This window comes from Vibrio panuliri (assembly GCF_009938205.1).
GTDB classification, from domain to species: Bacteria; Pseudomonadota; Gammaproteobacteria; order Enterobacterales; family Vibrionaceae; genus Vibrio; species Vibrio panuliri.
The window spans coordinates 328803-348101 of the sequence record NZ_AP019654.1; the positions used below are offsets into that span (position 1 = coordinate 328803).

At 47.1% G+C, this 19299-nt stretch carries 8 protein-coding genes, 3 tRNA genes and 5 rRNA genes; 10 read left to right on the top strand and 6 right to left on the bottom strand.

Going from position 1 to position 19299, the window contains the following annotated elements; all coding sequences use genetic code 11:
* The first annotated feature begins 105 nt into the window (after nucleotides 1–105).
* The 9 genes from GZK95_RS01580 to GZK95_RS01620 all read left to right on the top strand — a co-directional run bounded on the left by GZK95_RS01580 (nucleotide 106) and on the right by GZK95_RS01620 (nucleotide 10544).
* Nucleotides 106–2994 (top strand): 23S ribosomal RNA (locus tag GZK95_RS01580).
* A gap of 93 nt (nucleotides 2995–3087) precedes the next feature.
* Nucleotides 3088–3203: ribosomal RNA gene (rrf, locus tag GZK95_RS01585) — 5S ribosomal RNA — on the top strand.
* A 357-nt stretch (nucleotides 3204–3560) separates the two neighbouring features.
* Nucleotides 3561–5111 (top strand): 16S ribosomal RNA (locus tag GZK95_RS01590).
* A 64-nt stretch (nucleotides 5112–5175) separates the two neighbouring features.
* Nucleotides 5176–5252 (top strand) — tRNA-Ile (locus tag GZK95_RS01595).
* A gap of 42 nt (nucleotides 5253–5294) precedes the next feature.
* Nucleotides 5295–5370 (top strand) — tRNA-Ala (locus GZK95_RS01600).
* Between the two features lie 272 nt (nucleotides 5371–5642).
* Nucleotides 5643–8533, top strand: a 23S ribosomal RNA gene (locus GZK95_RS01605).
* A gap of 91 nt (nucleotides 8534–8624) precedes the next feature.
* A 5S ribosomal RNA gene (gene rrf, locus GZK95_RS01610) occupies nucleotides 8625–8741 on the top strand.
* Together the 16S, 23S and 5S rRNA genes with 3 tRNA genes alongside form the textbook arrangement of a ribosomal RNA operon.
* Before the next feature lie 78 nt (nucleotides 8742–8819).
* Nucleotides 8820–8896, top strand: a tRNA-Asp gene (locus GZK95_RS01615).
* Between the two features lie 952 nt (nucleotides 8897–9848).
* Nucleotides 9849–10544: a DedA family protein gene (locus GZK95_RS01620; protein ID WP_075716216.1), complete on the top strand. Its 696-nt coding sequence runs from the start codon at nucleotides 9849–9851 to the stop codon at nucleotides 10542–10544.
* A gap of 98 nt (nucleotides 10545–10642) precedes the next feature.
* On the opposite strand, the gene GZK95_RS01625 is transcribed toward GZK95_RS01620, so the two are convergent.
* Entirely contained in the window at nucleotides 10643–11932 is a 1290-nt protein-coding gene (locus GZK95_RS01625; RefSeq protein WP_075716215.1) for a cation:proton antiporter, read from the bottom strand.
* Nucleotides 11933–12100: 168 nt separating this feature from the next.
* Between GZK95_RS01625 and metH the strand changes: the two genes are divergently transcribed.
* Nucleotides 12101–15781: a methionine synthase gene (metH, locus tag GZK95_RS01630; protein WP_075716214.1), complete on the top strand. Its 3681-nt coding sequence runs from the start codon at nucleotides 12101–12103 to the stop codon at nucleotides 15779–15781.
* A gap of 57 nt (nucleotides 15782–15838) precedes the next feature.
* Here the strand turns inward: metH and mgtE are convergent, their stop codons facing one another.
* The 5 genes from mgtE to hpf all read right to left on the bottom strand — a co-directional run bounded on the left by mgtE (nucleotide 15839) and on the right by hpf (nucleotide 19283).
* Complete coding sequence (mgtE, locus tag GZK95_RS01635) at nucleotides 15839–17194, bottom strand: magnesium transporter (protein WP_075709728.1); 1356 nt, start codon at nucleotides 17192–17194, stop codon at nucleotides 15839–15841.
* A gap of 197 nt (nucleotides 17195–17391) precedes the next feature.
* Complete coding sequence (locus GZK95_RS01640) at nucleotides 17392–17670, bottom strand: HPr family phosphocarrier protein (RefSeq protein ID WP_075709729.1); 279 nt, start codon at nucleotides 17668–17670, stop codon at nucleotides 17392–17394.
* Between the two features lie 3 nt (nucleotides 17671–17673).
* Nucleotides 17674–18537, bottom strand: a complete 864-nt coding sequence (gene rapZ / locus GZK95_RS01645; RefSeq protein ID WP_075709730.1) for an RNase adapter RapZ — start codon at nucleotides 18535–18537, stop codon at nucleotides 17674–17676.
* 8 nt (nucleotides 18538–18545) lie between these two features.
* Nucleotides 18546–18992 carry a PTS IIA-like nitrogen regulatory protein PtsN gene (gene ptsN / locus GZK95_RS01650; protein WP_075709731.1) on the bottom strand — a complete coding sequence of 149 codons (447 nt, stop codon included), beginning with the start codon at nucleotides 18990–18992 and terminating at the stop codon, nucleotides 18546–18548.
* A 3-nt stretch (nucleotides 18993–18995) separates the two neighbouring features.
* A complete protein-coding gene (gene hpf, locus GZK95_RS01655) occupies nucleotides 18996–19283 on the bottom strand; it encodes a ribosome hibernation promoting factor (protein ID WP_075709732.1) in 288 nt (95 codons plus the stop codon).
* Nucleotides 19284–19299 lie beyond the last annotated feature (16 nt).

The following is a 19299-nucleotide window of genomic DNA, read 5'->3' on the forward strand; positions in this document are numbered from 1 at the left end:
CTGCATCATGTATAAAAATTGCAGACAACTTTGGTGATTTGACCGTTTGTTTTCACTTTTTAAAGTGAAAGTAAATTGGCAACTCGAAACTCCTTCGGGTTGTATGGTTAAGTGACTAAGCGTACACGGTGGATGCCTTGGCAGTCAGAGGCGATGAAGGACGTATTAACTTGCGATAAGCCCAGATTAGGCAGTAAAAGCCACTTGAGTCTGGGATTTCCGAATGGGGAAACCCACTTACATAAGTAAGTATCGCTACGTGAATACATAGCGTAGCGAGGCGAACCGGGGGAACTGAAACATCTAAGTACCCCGAGGAAAAGAAATCAACCGAGATTCCGAAAGTAGCGGCGAGCGAAATTGGACTAGCCCTTAAGCTTTACACGCGTTAGACGAACGGTCTGGAAAGTCCGACGATACAGGGTGATAGTCCCGTAGTTGACGATGTGTGTTCAGTGAAATCGAGTAGGGCGGGACACGTGTTATCCTGTCTGAATATGGGGGGACCATCCTCCAAGGCTAAATACTACTGACTGACCGATAGTGAACCAGTACCGTGAGGGAAAGGCGAAAAGAACCCCTGTGAGGGGAGTGAAATAGAACCTGAAACCGTGTACGTACAAGCAGTAGGAGCAGGCTTTGTCCTGTGACTGCGTACCTTTTGTATAATGGGTCAGCGACTTATATTCAGTGGCAAGGTTAACCATCTAGGGGAGCCGTAGGGAAACCGAGTCTTAACTGGGCGTTCAGTCTCTGGATATAGACCCGAAACCAGGTGATCTAGCCATGGGCAGGTTGAAGGTTGAGTAACATCAACTGGAGGACCGAACCGACTAATGTTGAAAAATTAGCGGATGACTTGTGGCTAGGGGTGAAAGGCCAATCAAACCTGGAGATAGCTGGTTCTCCCCGAAAGCTATTTAGGTAGCGCCTCGGACGAATACTACTGGGGGTAGAGCACTGTTAAGGCTAGGGGTCATCCCGACTTACCAACCCTTTGCAAACTCCGAATACCAGTAAGTACTATCCGGGAGACACACGGCGGGTGCTAACGTCCGTCGTGGAGAGGGAAACAACCCAGACCGCCAGCTAAGGTCCCAAATTATAGCTAAGTGGGAAACGATGTGGGAAGGCTTAGACAGCTAGGATGTTGGCTTAGAAGCAGCCATCATTTAAAGAAAGCGTAATAGCTCACTAGTCGAGTCGGCCTGCGCGGAAGATGTAACGGGGCTAAGCTATAAACCGAAGCTGCGGCAATAACTTTTAGTTATTGGGTAGGGGAGCGTTCTGTAAGCCGTTGAAGGTGTGTTGTAAAGCATGCTGGAGGTATCAGAAGTGCGAATGCTGACATGAGTAACGATAAAGGGGGTGAAAAACCTCCTCGCCGGAAGACCAAGGGTTCCTGTCCAACGTTAATCGGGGCAGGGTAAGTCGACCCCTAAGGCGAGGCCGAAAGGCGTAGTCGATGGGAAACGGGTTAATATTCCCGTACTTCTTACAATTGCGATGGGGGGACGGAGAAGGCTAGGTGGGCCTGGCGACGGTTGTCCGGTTCAAGTGCGTAGGCTTAAGAGTTAGGTAAATCCGGCTCTTTTTAAGGCTGAGACACGATGTCGAGCTACTACGGTAGTGAAGTCATTGATGCCATGCTTCCAGGAAAAGCCTCTAAGCTTCAGATTGTAAGGAATCGTACCCCAAACCGACACAGGTGGTCGGGTAGAGAATACCAAGGCGCTTGAGAGAACTCGGGTGAAGGAACTAGGCAAAATGGTACCGTAACTTCGGGAGAAGGTACGCTCTTGACGGTGAAGTCCCTTGCGGATGGAGCTATTGAGAGTCGCAGATACCAGGTGGCTGCAACTGTTTATTAAAAACACAGCACTGTGCAAAATCGTAAGATGACGTATACGGTGTGACGCCTGCCCGGTGCCGGAAGGTTAATTGATGGGGTTAGACTTAGGTCGAAGCTCTTGATCGAAGCCCCGGTAAACGGCGGCCGTAACTATAACGGTCCTAAGGTAGCGAAATTCCTTGTCGGGTAAGTTCCGACCTGCACGAATGGCGTAATGATGGCCACGCTGTCTCCACCCGAGACTCAGTGAAATTGAAATCGCTGTGAAGATGCAGTGTACCCGCGGCTAGACGGAAAGACCCCGTGAACCTTTACTACAGCTTGGCACTGAACATTGACCCTACATGTGTAGGATAGGTGGGAGGCTTTGAAGCACGTACGCCAGTATGTGTGGAGCCGTCCTTGAAATACCACCCTTGTAGTGTTGATGTTCTAACGTCGACCCCTAATCGGGGTTACGGACAGTGCCCGGTGGGTAGTTTGACTGGGGCGGTCTCCTCCCAAAGAGTAACGGAGGAGCACGAAGGTGGGCTAAACACGGTTGGACATCGTGTGGTTAGTGCAATGGCATAAGCCCGCTTAACTGCGAGAATGACAATTCGAGCAGGTACGAAAGTAGGTCATAGTGATCCGGTGGTTCTGTATGGAAGGGCCATCGCTCAACGGATAAAAGGTACTCCGGGGATAACAGGCTGATACCGCCCAAGAGTTCATATCGACGGCGGTGTTTGGCACCTCGATGTCGGCTCATCACATCCTGGGGGCTGAAGTCGGTCCCAAGGGTATGGCTGTTCGCCATTTAAAGTGGTACGCGAGCTGGGTTTAGAACGTCGTGAGACAGTTCGGTCCCTATCTGCCGTGGGCGTTGGAGAATTGAAAGGGGCTGCTCCTAGTACGAGAGGACCGGAGTGGACGAACCTCTGGTGTTCGGGTTGTGTCGCCAGACGCATTGCCCGGTAGCTAAGTTCGGAATCGATAACCGCTGAAAGCATCTAAGCGGGAAGCGAGCCTTGAGATGAGTTCTCCCTGATACTTTAAGTATCCTAAAGGGTTGTCGGAGACTACGACGTTGATAGGTCAGGTGTGTAAGTGCTGTGAGGCATTGAGCTAACTGATACTAATTGCCCGTGAGGCTTAACCATACAACACCCAAGGGGTTTTGATGGACTCAAAGAAAGAACAAAACTTGATTGTGTAGAGAACACAAAAACAGCTTTCCGAATTAAAGAATTTTGCTTGGCGACCATAGCAATTTGGACCCACCTGATTCCATGCCGAACTCAGAAGTGAAACGAATTAGCGCCGATGGTAGTGTGGGGCTTCCCCATGTGAGAGTAGGACATCGCCAGGCTTTAATTTCGACTTTGTTTACTTAGTAAACAAGTCACCATAAAGTTTTAAGCCTTTTTGCTTTTAGATTTTTTTAAAATCTGAAAATGAAGAAAAAGTTTAGAATTTTATGTTGACTTTCAAAGTGGGAAGCGTATTATACGCACCTCGCTGAGACGCTAACGCGTTGAAAGCAAAGCTCTTTAACAATATAAACCTATCAATCTGTGTGAGGCACTCGTTGATGATAATCCAAATTAGAAGCTTAGGCTTCAAATTAGATTTCAATGAAACGAAGTGACCATTGCTAGAAATAGCAGCACAGTCAATTCAAACATTACTATGTAATGTTCAGTATTCATTGAGTCAACAAAATCTTAAATTGAAGAGTTTGATCATGGCTCAGATTGAACGCTGGCGGCAGGCCTAACACATGCAAGTCGAGCGGCAGCGACATAAACAATCCTTCGGGTGCGTTTATGGGCGGCGAGCGGCGGACGGGTGAGTAATGCCTAGGAAATTGCCCTGATGTGGGGGATAACCATTGGAAACGATGGCTAATACCGCATGATGCCTACGGGCCAAAGAGGGGGACCTTCGGGCCTCTCGCGTCAGGATATGCCTAGGTGGGATTAGCTAGTTGGTGAGGTAAGGGCTCACCAAGGCGACGATCCCTAGCTGGTCTGAGAGGATGATCAGCCACACTGGAACTGAGACACGGTCCAGACTCCTACGGGAGGCAGCAGTGGGGAATATTGCACAATGGGCGCAAGCCTGATGCAGCCATGCCGCGTGTATGAAGAAGGCCTTCGGGTTGTAAAGTACTTTCAGTCGTGAGGAAGGTTCATGCGTTAATAGCGTATGGATTTGACGTTAGCGACAGAAGAAGCACCGGCTAACTCCGTGCCAGCAGCCGCGGTAATACGGAGGGTGCGAGCGTTAATCGGAATTACTGGGCGTAAAGCGCATGCAGGTGGTTAGTTAAGTCAGATGTGAAAGCCCGGGGCTCAACCTCGGAATTGCATTTGAAACTGGCTGACTAGAGTACTGTAGAGGGGGGTAGAATTTCAGGTGTAGCGGTGAAATGCGTAGAGATCTGAAGGAATACCGGTGGCGAAGGCGGCCCCCGGACAGATACTGACACTCAGATGCGAAAGCGTGGGGAGCAAACAGGATTAGATACCCCGGTAGTCCACGCCGTAAACGATGTCTACTTGGAGGTTGTGGCCTTGAGCCGTGGCTTTCGGAGCTAACGCGTTAAGTAGACCGCCCGGGGAGTACGGTCGCAAGATTAAAACTCAAATGAATTGACGGGGGCCCGCACAAGCGGTGGAGCATGTGGTTTAATTCGATGCAACGCGAAGAACCTTACCTACTCTTGACATCCATAGAACTTAGCAGAGATGCTTTGGTGCCTTCGGGAACTATGAGACAGGTGCTGCATGGCTGTCGTCAGCTCGTGTTGTGAAATGTTGGGTTAAGTCCCGCAACGAGCGCAACCCTTATCCTTGTTTGCCAGCGAGTAATGTCGGGAACTCCAGGGAGACTGCCGGTGATAAACCGGAGGAAGGTGGGGACGACGTCAAGTCATCATGGCCCTTACGAGTAGGGCTACACACGTGCTACAATGGCGTATACAGAGGGCAGCCAACTTGCGAAAGTGAGCGAATCCCAAAAAGTACGTCGTAGTCCGGATTGAGTCTGCAACTCGACTCCATGAAGTCGGAATCGCTAGTAATCGTGGATCAGAATGCCACGGTGAATACGTTCCCGGGCCTTGTACACACCGCCCGTCACACCATGGGAGTGGGCTGCAAAAGAAGTGGGTAGTTTAACCTTCGGGAGGACGCTCACCACTTTGTGGTTCATGACTGGGGTGAAGTCGTAACAAGGTAGCGCTAGGGGAACCTGGCGCTGGATCACCTCCTTATACGATGATTATTGCGATGAGTGTTCACACAGATTGATACGGTTTGTAATTAAGAGACGATACTGGGTCTGTAGCTCAGGTGGTTAGAGCGTTCGCCTGATAAGCGAGAGGTCGGTGGTTCGAGTCCACTCAGACCCACCAATTCCCATCCCAAGGAATTGGCACACAGTATCAACACCTGATGGGGCTATAGCTCAGCTGGGAGAGCGCCTGCCTTGCACGCAGGAGGTCTGCGGTTCGATCCCGCATAGCTCCACCATCTCTAAGCGCATTTGATTAAGTGTTCTTAAAAATGGTTTCTTTCTTTAAGTAGAAAGTGAAATCTAGCTCTTTAACAATTTGGAAAGCTGACAAAACAACAATTTATTGTTGTTTGTAAAGTTCTCAAAGTATTCATTTATGAATACAACTAAAAACACATTCAAGTGTTCTTGGAATTTGAGTCCGGCAAAATCGAGTCTGCATCATGTATAAAAATTGCAGACAACTTTGGTGATTTGAACATCAACTCGAAACTCCTTCGGGTTGTATGGTTAAGTGACTAAGCGTACACGGTGGATGCCTTGGCAGTCAGAGGCGATGAAGGACGTATTAACTTGCGATAAGCCCAGATTAGGCAGTAAAAGCCACTTGAGTCTGGGATTTCCGAATGGGGAAACCCACTTACATAAGTAAGTATCGTTATGTGAATACATAGCATAACGAGGCGAACCGGGGGAACTGAAACATCTAAGTACCCCGAGGAAAAGAAATCAACCGAGATTCCGAAAGTAGCGGCGAGCGAAATTGGACTAGCCCTTAAGCTTTACACACGTTAGACGAACGGTCTGGAAAGTCCGACGATACAGGGTGATAGTCCCGTAGTTGACGATGTGTGTTCAGTGAAATCGAGTAGGGCGGGACACGTGTTATCCTGTCTGAATATGGGGGGACCATCCTCCAAGGCTAAATACTACTGACTGACCGATAGTGAACCAGTACCGTGAGGGAAAGGCGAAAAGAACCCCTGTGAGGGGAGTGAAATAGAACCTGAAACCGTGTACGTACAAGCAGTAGGAGCAGGCATTGTCCTGTGACTGCGTACCTTTTGTATAATGGGTCAGCGACTTATATTCAGTGGCAAGGTTAACCATCTAGGGGAGCCGTAGGGAAACCGAGTCTTAACTGGGCGTTCAGTCTCTGGATATAGACCCGAAACCAGGTGATCTAGCCATGGGCAGGTTGAAGGTTGAGTAACATCAACTGGAGGACCGAACCGACTAATGTTGAAAAATTAGCGGATGACTTGTGGCTAGGGGTGAAAGGCCAATCAAACCTGGAGATAGCTGGTTCTCCCCGAAAGCTATTTAGGTAGCGCCTCGGACGAATACTACTGGGGGTAGAGCACTGTTAAGGCTAGGGGGTCATCCCGACTTACCAACCCTTTGCAAACTCCGAATACCAGTAAGTACTATCCGGGAGACACACGGCGGGTGCTAACGTCCGTCGTGGAGAGGGAAACAACCCAGACCGCCAGCTAAGGTCCCAAATTATAGCTAAGTGGGAAACGATGTGGGAAGGCTTAGACAGCTAGGATGTTGGCTTAGAAGCAGCCATCATTTAAAGAAAGCGTAATAGCTCACTAGTCGAGTCGGCCTGCGCGGAAGATGTAACGGGGCTAAGCTATAAACCGAAGCTGCGGCAATAACTTTTAGTTATTGGGTAGGGGAGCGTTCTGTAAGCCGTTGAAGGTGTGTTGTAAAGCATGCTGGAGGTATCAGAAGTGCGAATGCTGACATGAGTAACGATAAAGGGGGTGAAAAACCTCCTCGCCGGAAGACCAAGGGTTCCTGTCCAACGTTAATCGGGGCAGGGTAAGTCGACCCCTAAGGCGAGGCCGAAAGGCGTAGTCGATGGGAAACGGGTTAATATTCCCGTACTTCTTACAATTGCGATGGGGGACGGAGAAGGCTAGGTGGGCCTGGCGACGGTTGTCCGTGTTCAAGTGCGTAGGCTTAAGAGTTAGGTAAATCCGGCTCTTTTTAAGGCTGAGACACGACGTCGAGCTACTACGGTAGTGAAGTCATTGATGCCATGCTTCCGTGAAAAGCCTCTAAGCTTCAGATTGTAAGGAATCGTACCCCAAACCGACACAGGTGGTCGGGTAGAGAATACCAAGGCGCTTGAGAGAACTCGGGTGAAGGAACTAGGCAAAATGGTACCGTAACTTCGGGAGAAGGTACGCTCTTGACGGTGAAGTCCCTCGCGGATGGAGCTATTGAGAGTCGCAGATACCAGGTGGCTGCAACTGTTTATTCAAAAACACAGCACTGTGCAAAATCGTAAGATGACGTATACGGTGTGACGCCTGCCCGGTGCCGGAAGGTTAATTGATGGGGTTAGACTTAGGTCGAAGCTCTTGATCGAAGCCCCGGTAAACGGCGGCCGTAACTATAACGGTCCTAAGGTAGCGAAATTCCTTGTCGGGTAAGTTCCGACCTGCACGAATGGCGTAATGATGGCCACGCTGTCTCCACCCGAGACTCAGTGAAATTGAAATCGCTGTGAAGATGCAGTGTACCCGCGGCTAGACGGAAAGACCCCGTGAACCTTTACTACAGCTTGGCACTGAACATTGACCCTACATGTGTAGGATAGGTGGGAGGCTTTGAAGCACGTACGCCAGTATGTGTGGAGCCGTCCTTGAAATACCACCCTTGTAGTGTTGATGTTCTAACGTCGACCCCTGATCGGGGTTACGGACAGTGCCTGGTGGGTAGTTTGACTGGGGCGGTCTCCTCCCAAAGAGTAACGGAGGAGCACGAAGGTGGGCTAAACACGGTTGGACATCGTGTGGTTAGTGCAATGGCATAAGCCCGCTTAACTGCGAGAATGACAATTCGAGCAGGTACGAAAGTAGGTCATAGTGATCCGGTGGTTCTGTATGGAAGGGCCATCGCTCAACGGATAAAAGGTACTCCGGGGATAACAGGCTGATACCGCCCAAGAGTTCATATCGACGGCGGTGTTTGGCACCTCGATGTCGGCTCATCACATCCTCGGGGCTGAAGTCGGTCCCAAGGGTATGGCTGTTCGCCATTTAAAGTGGTACGCGAGCTGGGTTTAGAACGTCGTGAGACAGTTCGGTCCCTATCTGCCGTGGGCGTTGGAGAATTGAAAGGGGCTGCTCCTAGTACGAGAGGACCGGAGTGGACGAACCTCTGGTGTTCGGGTTGTGTCGCCAGACGCATTGCCCGGTAGCTAAGTTCGGAATCGATAACCGCTGAAAGCATCTAAGCGGGAAGCGAGCCTTGAGATGAGTTCTCCCTGATACTTTAAGTATCCTAAAGGGTTGTCGGAGACTACGACGTTGATAGGTCAGGTGTGTAAGTGCTGTGAGGCATTGAGCTAACTGATACTAATTGCCCGTGAGGCTTAACCATACAACACCCAAGGGGTTTTGATGGACTCAAAGAAAGAACAAAACTTGATTGTGTAGAGAACACAAACCAGCTTTCCGAATTAAAGAATTTGCTTGGCGACCATAGCGATTTGGACCCACCTGATTTCCATGCCGAACTCAGAAGTGAAACGAATTAGCGCCGATGGTAGTGTGGGGCTTCCCCATGTGAGAGTAGGACATCGCCAGGCTTTTAATTTTCTTTTCACTTTTTAAAAAAGTGAAGACAAAAAGTATGGACACTTGCTTGATAGCGAGTAAGCCACTGCGGAGTGGTAGTTCAGTTGGTTAGAATACCGGCCTGTCACGCCGGGGGTCGCGGGTTCGAGTCCCGTCCACTCCGCCACTTATTTAACCCGATGCGAAAGCGTCGGGTTTTTTAATATCTAAAGAAAAGTTCCTTTTGTAAAGGAATCGAGTCCCGCTCGTGTGCGAGTCCAATTGACCGCAAGCCCGGACTAGGCGTCCCCGCCACTCCGCCACTTATTAGAAAGCCTAGTCTTACGACTAGGCTTTTGTCGTTTCTGACGAAATAAAAAATCAATGAGGTATCTCACTTCGAGAATACGCTGTATTTGAAATGCGGCACCTTTTTACATCTTTGCTGCTTCACTTTAGAGAAGACAAAGTGAGTGGTTATTGGCACTTTAGTCTACCCCCAATGTATTTTCTCTCTTCCATTTTCCAATTGTTTTCGACACGCCCAATTTAAACAGAGGCTTGATATTTCTCTCTATTTATTCGAACCTTTCTGATGTAATCGTTTCGATTAATTATGTCTATTGAACTTATTTGCTCGCAGCGCTAAAACCCCCTTAGGAATTTATGTTTAGCTCTAATAGTGTTAAACGACTTGGAGTGGAGAATCGCTTTGCGATTTATAGGAATGCTATCGACAATATCTTTTGTTCTGTTACTTACAATGGTAACGGATGAGGGGCTATTGGCGCCAAATCTGGCATCCTACAATCAACCACTTCAACTCAAAGATGCTACAAGCATCCATACACTGGATTTAGTTATTGAGCGGCATAATAGTCCACTACATACCCTGATGAGTCGTTACTTATCAAAACCATCAGAACGACAAAGTCAGAGCAACACTTACCTTCCAGTCAATGACTCCATTTATGCCTTCAAACATGTCTTTCTCTCTACTTATCACCGCTATCTTGACGGTGAAAGTGCTTTAAGAGTGAAGAGACATCATGAGTCTAATCTGATTTATCGGTTTATCCATACACGACATACAGCCTCAGAATTTTCACCTAATTCTATTTTTTAATGAGGTTTATAAGATGTTGGATTCAATTATTGATGTTTTGATGGCGCTTTGGCATCAAGACTTTACTACGTTAATGACCCCCGGCAGTGCCGCTATGGTCTACTTTGTTGTTGGTGCACTGATTTTCTTGGAAAGCGGCTTTATTCCCGCAGCCCCTTTTCCTTGTGATAGTGTCGTCGTTCTTTCTGGTACTTTAGCGGCGGTTGGTGTACTTGACCCTATATTGGTACTTATATTGATTGCGAGTTGTGCTGCGATTGGCAGTTGGGCGGCATATGTTCAGGGGCGTTGGTTAAATCGACTACCTAAAGTACAAGGCTGGGTGAACGCTGTTCCACAGAAGCGCTTACAACAGGTTGACGTCCTATTGGGCAAGCATGGGTTAGTCGCGTTGTTTTGTGCTCGTTTTGTCCCTGTCGTACGTTCTCTTCTACCCTTAATGATGGGAATGAGAGCGAACAAAGTGAACAAGTTTCATTACTTTGCTTGGTTGAGCGCGATTCTTTGGACTTTGCTGCTGTGCTCGTTAGGTATGTTATTGCCGATGCTACCAGAAAACATCAGTAAGGTTGTGACAATGGGCTTGATGGCTGCGCCAGTGATCACCTTGGCGACCGCAATCCTTGGTTTTATCACTGTCCGTGTGAGAAAGGCAATACAGGAGCAGAATGCTGCCAAAGTAAAAGCAGCTGGCAAGATAAAACACTAATGAGCAAACACAGCTTTGGGTTTACCATGTTCTAATTGCTTATATACCTCGATACTAAGTAAAAGGCAGCCGTTGGCTGCCTTTATTGATTACATTCGCTAATCTACGGGAGGGGTTTCTTTTTCTACTTGTTTCGCTTTCTCAATCATGGGTGTAATCGTCGAACCTTGAACTAAGATTGAAAATACAACGACTGAATAGGTCATAACCAGAATGATCTCTTTCACATCAATAAGCTTGTCGGGAATCACCCAAATCCCTGTGGGAATTGACAATGCCATTGCAAGCGCCAAGCCACCACGTAATCCTCCCCAAGTCAGGATCCTTACAGACCAAGGGTTGTAAGCTCGGTAACGTTTAAAGCCGATGTATGATATGAAGACACTGAGGTAGCGTCCAGAGAGAACCAGTGGAATAGCAAATGCCATCAGAATAAAGTCTTCTTTGTGGAACTCAAACAGCAGCATCGACATACCGATTAATAAAAACAGTAAGCCATTGAGAAACTCATCAACCAATTCCCAAAAATGGTCTAAGTGATCTTCACTCTCTTTCGAAAAGCCGATATAGCGTGTCCAGTTGCCAATCATGATACCTGAGACCACCATCGCAAGCGGGCCTGAGACATGAAGTACTTCAGCAAACGCATAGCCAGCAGTTGGAATACCGATCGTTAACAGTAGCTCCATTGAGTGGTCATCAGTGGCACTGATTAAATAATGGAAAATCAGACCTAGCGCGAAACCATAAACAATCCCACCTACAGCTTCTTGTAAGAATAGCATGCTCACACTGCCTACGGTTGGCGCTTCACTACCAAACGCAATGGTGTAAATAGTGACAAAGATAACGAGGCCAAAACCATCATTGAATAGCGACTCACCTTCAATTTGCGTTGAGATGCGTTTGGGGGCATTGAGTTTTTTTACGATAGCCAAAACGGCGATTGGGTCGGTGGGAGAGATAAGTGCACCGAAAAGAAGGCAGTATACGAGTTCGAAGTGAATGCCCACAATTTGGCAGAAACCATAAAGAACGAAACCAATAAAGAAGGTTGAAAAGAGCGTTGCACCAAGAGCAAGAATGGTGATTTCCCACTTTTGATCTTCTAAGTTGGATAGCTTAATACCTAGTCCACCGGCGAAGAGTAGAAATCCGAGGATACCTTTAAGTAAGAAATCTTCAAAATTTATACTAGCGATGGTACTGGATGCAATTTCAGTAAGTTCAAACCAATCATTTTGACCCGCGACTAAGATGAGCAACGACAGCATCATCGAGCCGGCTGTAATTGCGATAGTAGTCTGCATCTTACCTATTTTGCTGTTTATAAAGGCAATAAGCATTGCCGCTGCAGATAAAAAGCAAAGAGTATAGTAAACCGACATAATGGGACTCTTATGTAACAATTTGTAAATGGGGATTCTGTGCTCAAGTCTGACAAATGGCAAACACTATTTAGTCTAGTCAATGTTAAGAATTTGTCTTTTAGACGTCTAGACTCCTGTTCTCTCTGTGATAGGATGGGAAGATAATAAAAGGAATGAGGTTGTATTGTGGGAAGCAAGTTAAGACAACGGATCGTCGCTCAACTGAAGCAACGTATTATGCTGATCGATGGTGGCATGGGCACCATGATTCAAGATTACAAACTGGAAGAGCAAGATTACCGAGGTGAGCGTTTTGCCGATTGGCACTGCGATCTCAAGGGCAATAATGATCTGTTAGTTTTAACCCAGCCCAAACTGATCAAAGATATTCATACTGCGTATCTTGAAGCGGGCGCAGATATTCTGGAAACCAACACCTTTAACGCGACCACTATCGCGATGGCTGACTACGAAATGGAAAGCTTAAGTGAAGAAATTAACTTCGCTGCGGCTAAGTTGGCACGTGAAGCTGCGGATGAGTGGACGGTGAAGACCCCAGAAAAGCCTCGTTATGTAGCTGGGGTATTAGGTCCAACGAACCGAACGTGTTCTATCTCGCCTGATGTTAACGATCCGAGTTATCGTAATGTCTCCTTTGATGAGTTGGTAGAAGCTTACTCAGAGTCCACTCGAGCGCTTATTAAAGGTGGATCCGACCTTATTTTGATTGAAACTATCTTTGATACTCTAAATGCCAAAGCGTGTGCTTTTGCGGTTGATAGCGTATTTGAAGAACTGGGCGTTGAGCTTCCAGTCATGATTTCGGGGACGATAACAGATGCATCAGGTCGTACTCTATCAGGACAAACGACAGAAGCGTTCTACAACTCCCTACGTCACGTTAAACCTATTTCTTTTGGTCTTAACTGTGCCCTTGGCCCTGATGAGCTGCGTCCATATGTTGATGAGCTCTCACGTATCTCTGAAACGTTTGTTTCGACTCACCCTAACGCCGGCCTACCCAATGCATTTGGTGAATATGATCTCTCTCCTGAAGATATGGCTGAGCATGTTAAAGAATGGGCACAAAGTGGCTTCTTAAACTTAATTGGTGGTTGTTGTGGCACCACACCTGAGCATATTCGCCATATGGCAATGGCAGTAGAAGGTGTTACACCACGCGCTTTGCCGGATCTTCCTGTCGCTTGTCGTTTGTCGGGGCTTGAGCCACTCACCATTGAGAAAGAGACATTGTTTATCAACGTTGGTGAGCGTACAAACGTAACGGGTTCTGCTCGCTTTAAACGCCTGATCAAAGAAGAACTTTATGACGAAGCGTTAGATGTTGCTCGTCAGCAAGTAGAAAACGGCGCGCAGATCATCGATATCAATATGGATGAAGGCATGTTAGATGCTGAAGCCTGTATGATTCGTTTCCTTAATTTGTGTGCGTCAGAACCTGAAATTTCCAAAGTGCCAATCATGGTCGACTCTTCCAAATGGGAAGTGATTGTTGCAGGCCTGAAGTGTATTCAAGGAAAAGGGGTTGTGAACTCGATTTCTCTTAAAGAAGGCAAAGAGAAATTTGTTGAGCAGGCAAAAATCATTCGTCGTTTTGGTGCCGCTGTGGTTGTTATGGCATTCGATGAAGTTGGGCAGGCTGAAACACGCGCGCGTAAGTTAGAAATTTGTACTAATGCTTATCGTATTTTGGTTGATGAAGTGGGCTTCCCTCCTGAAGACATTATTTTTGACCCGAATATTTTTGCTGTCGCGACAGGGATTGAAGAACACAACAACTACGCGGTCGACTTTATTGAAGCCGTCGCTGACATTAAACGGGATCTTCCATATGCAATGATTTCGGGTGGTGTGTCTAACGTTTCGTTCTCTTTCCGTGGCAACAACTATGTGCGTGAAGCCATTCATGCCGTATTTCTATATCACTGTTTTAAAAACGGTATGGATATGGGGATTGTTAATGCAGGTCAGCTTGAAATCTACGATAACGTACCAGACAAACTTCGTGAAGCCGTCGAAGATGTTGTCCTTAACCGTCGTGATGATGGTACTGAGCGTTTGCTTGATATTGCTGCTGAATATGCAGGTAAAGGTGTCGGCAAAGAAGAGGATGCGTCTGCGCTTGAGTGGCGTACGTGGCCTGTAGAGAAGCGTTTAGAACATGCTCTGGTTAAAGGTATTACAGAGTATATCGTCGCGGATACCGAAGAAGCACGAGTTAACGCCAGCAAACCGCTAGAAGTGATTGAAGGCCCTCTAATGGATGGCATGAACGTAGTTGGTGACTTGTTTGGTGAAGGTAAGATGTTCTTGCCGCAGGTGGTCAAGTCTGCGCGAGTCATGAAACAGGCCGTTGCGCATTTAGAACCATATATCAATGCATCAAAACAAGCAGGCTCTTCAAACGGTAAAATCCTACTCGCTACTGTTAAGGGTGACGTTCATGATATCGGCAAGAATATTGTTGGTGTTGTTCTACAGTGTAATAACTATGAGATCATCGATCTTGGTGTGATGGTGCCGTGCGAGCAGATCCTTAAGGTCGCCAAAGAAGAGAATGTCGATATCATTGGTTTGTCGGGGCTGATTACCCCTTCACTTGATGAAATGGTGCATGTCGCCAAAGAGATGGAGCGTTTGGATTTTGATTTGCCACTGCTGATTGGCGGGGCAACTACCTCAAAAGCGCATACCGCTGTGAAGATTGAGCAAAACTACAAACACCCAGTAGTCTATGTAAATAACGCCTCTCGCGCAGTTGGTGTGTGTACATCACTACTCTCTGATGAGTTGCGCCCACCGTTTGTCGAGAAGTTGAATGAAGATTATGTGCGAGTGCGCGATCAACATAATCGTAAGAAGCCACGCACAAAGCCGATTACACTAGAACAAGCAAGAGCCAATAAAGTTGCTATTGATTGGGAAAATTACACCCCTCCAGTGCCTTTGCTGTCGGGAATACACGTTTTCACTTACTTTGATGTAGCTACATTACGTAACTATATCGATTGGACACCATTCTTTATGACATGGTCTTTGGTGGGTAAGTATCCGACTATTTTACAGCATGAGGAAGTCGGAGAAGAGGCTCAGCGCTTGTTCAAAGATGCCAATGACTGGTTGGATAAAATCGAGCGAGAAGGCTTGTTAGAAGCTCGTGGAATGTGTGGATTGTTCCCTGCCGCTAGTGTTGGTGATGATATTGAAGTTTACACCGACGAGTCACGAACAGAAGTGGCGAAAGTGCTGCATAACTTGCGTCAGCAAACTGAAAAGCCTAAAGGTTTTAACTACTGCCTTTCTGACTACATTGCGCCCAAAGAGTCCGGAAAACTTGATTGGATTGGTGGGTTTGCTGTGACTGGTGGTGTCGGTGAGCGTGAGCTTGCAGATCAGTTTAAAGCACAAGGTGATGATTATAATGCAATCATGATCCAGGCTGTTGCAGATCGACTCGCGGAAGCCTTTGCAGAATATCTTCATGAGAGAGTGCGCAAAGAGATTTGGGGTTACAGTCCTGATGAGGATCTGTCCAATGATGGGCTGATCCGCGAAAAGTACCAAGGAATCCGTCCAGCTCCAGGGTATCCAGCTTGTCCAGAACATACGGAAAAAGGCTCGTTATGGGAGCTGCTTCAAGTTGAAGAGGCTATTGGTATGTCGCTGACAACCAGTTATGCAATGTGGCCTGGTGCATCCGTTTCGGGCTGGTATTTCTCGCACCCTGATTCGCGTTATTTTGCCATTGCTCAGATCCAGCAAGATCAAGCTCAGAGTTACGCTGACCGAAAAGGTTGGGACATGTTAGAAGCAGAGAAGTGGCTTGGTCCAAATCTTAATGCCTAGTCGGCAGTAAAACAAAAAAGCGCTGTAAACACAGCGCTTTTTTGACCTGTTGCAGGGCTAGATAAGTATTGTCGCTAAGCCCAAGAACACGGAGAGACCGACGACATCTGTCACGGTTGTTAGCGCCATCCCGCCAGCAAGCGCTGGGTCAATATTCATCTTCTTCAAGATGATTGGAATGGTTACCCCTGCAATACCCGCGACTAATAAGTTAGTCATCATTGCCGCAGAAATAATACCACCGAGCATCCAGTTGCCTTTCCAAGCGACGACAATACCACCGATGATTAATGCCCACATAACGCCATTGAGAAAGCCGATAGCGGCTTCTTTCATTAATAGTTCTCGTTTGTTTGAATCACCGATATGACCGAGTGCAAGGCCACGAATAACCAGCGCAACGGTTTGGTTGCCAGCAACCCCACCCATTGACGGAACGATGGTCATTAGTACTGCAATGGCGGCCATTTGGTCTAAAGTGGCTTCGAACATGTTTGAGACCGAGGCTGCTGCTAGTGCTGCAAGTACATTGGCACCAAGCCAAACACTACGTTTCCGTGCTGATTTTACGACCGGAGCAAAGGTATCTTCGTCATCATTTAGACCTGCCATACTCATCATTGAGTGCTCAGCATCTTCACGGATAACATCTACCACGTCATCGATGGTGATACGACCAACCAGTTGCTGGTTTTCATCAATAACCGGCGCCGAAACCCAGTTACGACGTTCAAACAGGCTAGCTACATCTGAATCACTCATGGTGACTTCAATCGCGTCGTCTGCATCTTCCATGACTTCCGCTACTCTCACATCTGGTTGAGTGGTGAGAACCGCAGTCAGAGAAAGTTCACCGATAAGACGGTTTTCTTCATCGATAACGTAAAGGGCATCCGTTGCTTCAGGTAGTTCGCCGCGCATGCGCAAATAACGCAAGACAACGTCAATATCAACGTCACCACGAATCGTGATAACGTCGGTATTCATTAAGCCGCCGGCAGTATCTTCTGGATAAGAAAGCGCGGTTTCAACCCGTTGACGCTCCTCTTCATCCATTTGTGAAAGGACTTCACGCGAGACATCGTCGGGTAGGCTTCGCAGGACGTAGGCGACATCGTCGGTGTCCATGCCTTCAGTCGCTTCCGCCAGCATTTCAGGTGCCATACGAGACACCAGATCATCTTTTACATCCTCGCTAAGTTCGTCGAGGATTTCACCGTAATCTTCCGGATCGGTAAGTTGCCAAAGGACTTCACGGCTTTTACGCGGTGATGCTTCTAATAAATGAGCGATGTCTTCAGGTTCCATGTCCTGCAGTTGGCGGCGGACATGGACAAAACGACCATTTTCAAGAGCTTCAGTAACTTCTTGGAGGGCTTGGTGAGCTTGATCGAATTCTATTTGCTCTGCCATTCGTTCCCCCTGACTCTATATGCTTACAATGTTCTGAATAGTAACTTAATTTTATAACTTGTTTAATAAGATCGTGTTAATAAAAACAATTCTAGTGGTGAATTATTGCATTATAGCTTGATGGTCAGTGCAATCTTGTCTTTTGCGGGGAAAATGAGCCGTGCTTGCCGGCTTCATCTTAGCTCAATTGAAAGAGATTATTCTTCTTCATCGAACTTGTGTTCGATCAGTTGACACACCGCTTCGAGCGCGCGGCTAGCATCATCACCCTCAGCTAAGATAGTGATGTGCTCTCCTTGAGCTGACTCGAGCATTAACAGCCCCATCACACTATCTGCTGTTGCCGTTTTTCCTTCATGGCTTTGAACAGTGACGATGGCATCAAATGATTGGGCTAGCTCAACCAATTTGATTGCGGCACGGGCATGCAGCCCCAAACGGTTTTGGATTAAGACAGTTTTGCTCTCTAGGGGCATTGGCTAACCTTTTGAATTTTTCTCAAGTGAAGTATGACGTATCTGTACTTGATGCCCTAAGTCGGCAAAGTACTGACCAATTTGCTGGGTAAGATAGACTGAGCGGTGTTTGCCACCAGTACAACCGATCGCCACGGTGAGGTAGCTGCGGTTGTTTTTCTCTAATAATGGCAACCAGTGCTCAATAAATTTTTGTACTTGCAGCTTAAGCTCAATAACCTCTTGGTGGCTCTCTAAAAAGGCTCGAATAGGTGCATCTAAACCAGTGAGTGGGCGCAAATCCGGTTCCCAGTGTGGGTTAGGTAAGAAGCGCACATCAAAGACATAATCTGCATCACTAGGAATGCCGTATTTAAAGCCAAATGATTGAAAAACCATCACGAGGTCTTTTCGTTCACGGCCTTCAACTCGCTGACGAACGCTTTCACTTAACTCGTGTAAGGATTGGTTGCTGCTATCAATAATAAGATCGGCATGTTCTTTGAGCGGAGAGAGGATCTCCTTCTCTTTTTCGATCGCTTGCTCAAGAGAGGTATTTTCTAGACTTAAAGATAGCGGGTGGATACGGCGAGTTTCGCTATAGCGTTTTAGTAGAGTCTCTTTATTTGCGTCGAGGAAAAGTACACTCACGTCGCTCTCTTGCTTGAGCTTGGTTAATACATCTTCAACCAAAGAGGGCTCTTCTGGTAGGTTGCGAATATCAATGCTTACCGCAACGTTTTGTTTGCTATGTTGGATGGATTGGATAAAAACATCCAACATATTGACGGGAAGGTTGTCGACACAATAGTAGCCCAAATCTTCCAGCACACGTAGCGCAACACTTTTGCCAGCTCCAGACTGACCACTCACAACAATTAAGCGCATACCGATGTTTACCTGTTGATCATGATATCGTACAGCTCTTGATCCGATTGTGCTTTACGTAGCTGCTTTAGGATCTGTTTGTCATTCAGACGTTCAGCCATACAAGACAAGGTTTTGAGGTGCTCTTTACATTGTGCGTCTGGCACCAGTAGAGCGAAGAGGAGGTCAACCGGACGGTTATCGATAGCGTCAAACTCAATCGGGCTTTCACATTGCATGAGTACTGCGACCGCTTTGTCACTGGATTGCATACGAGCATGGGGAATGGCTATTCCATTTCCTATGCCAGTACTGCCCATTTTCTCGCGGCTGAGCATGCACTCAAAAAGTTCGGTAGGGTTTTGGCCTGTTTGCTCCGCGACGATTTCACTGATCATCTCTAGAGCACGTTTCTTACTTGTGCATTGGACTGCACTTTTGGTGCAGTCCAATGTTAGGATTTCGCTAAGTTGCATAAGTTAATGACTATTTAATTTTTCTTTGTGCTTATTCAGCTGTCTAACCAGTTTATCGGTTAGAGAGTCGATAGCGGCGTACATGTTTTCATCGTCCGCAGATGCATGTATTTCAGCTTGGTTTACGTGAAGGGTGGCTTCTGCGATTTGACGAAGTTTTTCAACTTTTAGCACCACATGGACACTGTTGATGTGCTCAAAAAAACGCTCAAGCTTTTGAAACTTTTCGTTTACGTAGTCTTGCATTGAATCGGTAAGATCAACGTGGTGGCCATTAATATTGATTTGCATAGACTTTCCTTCTCGG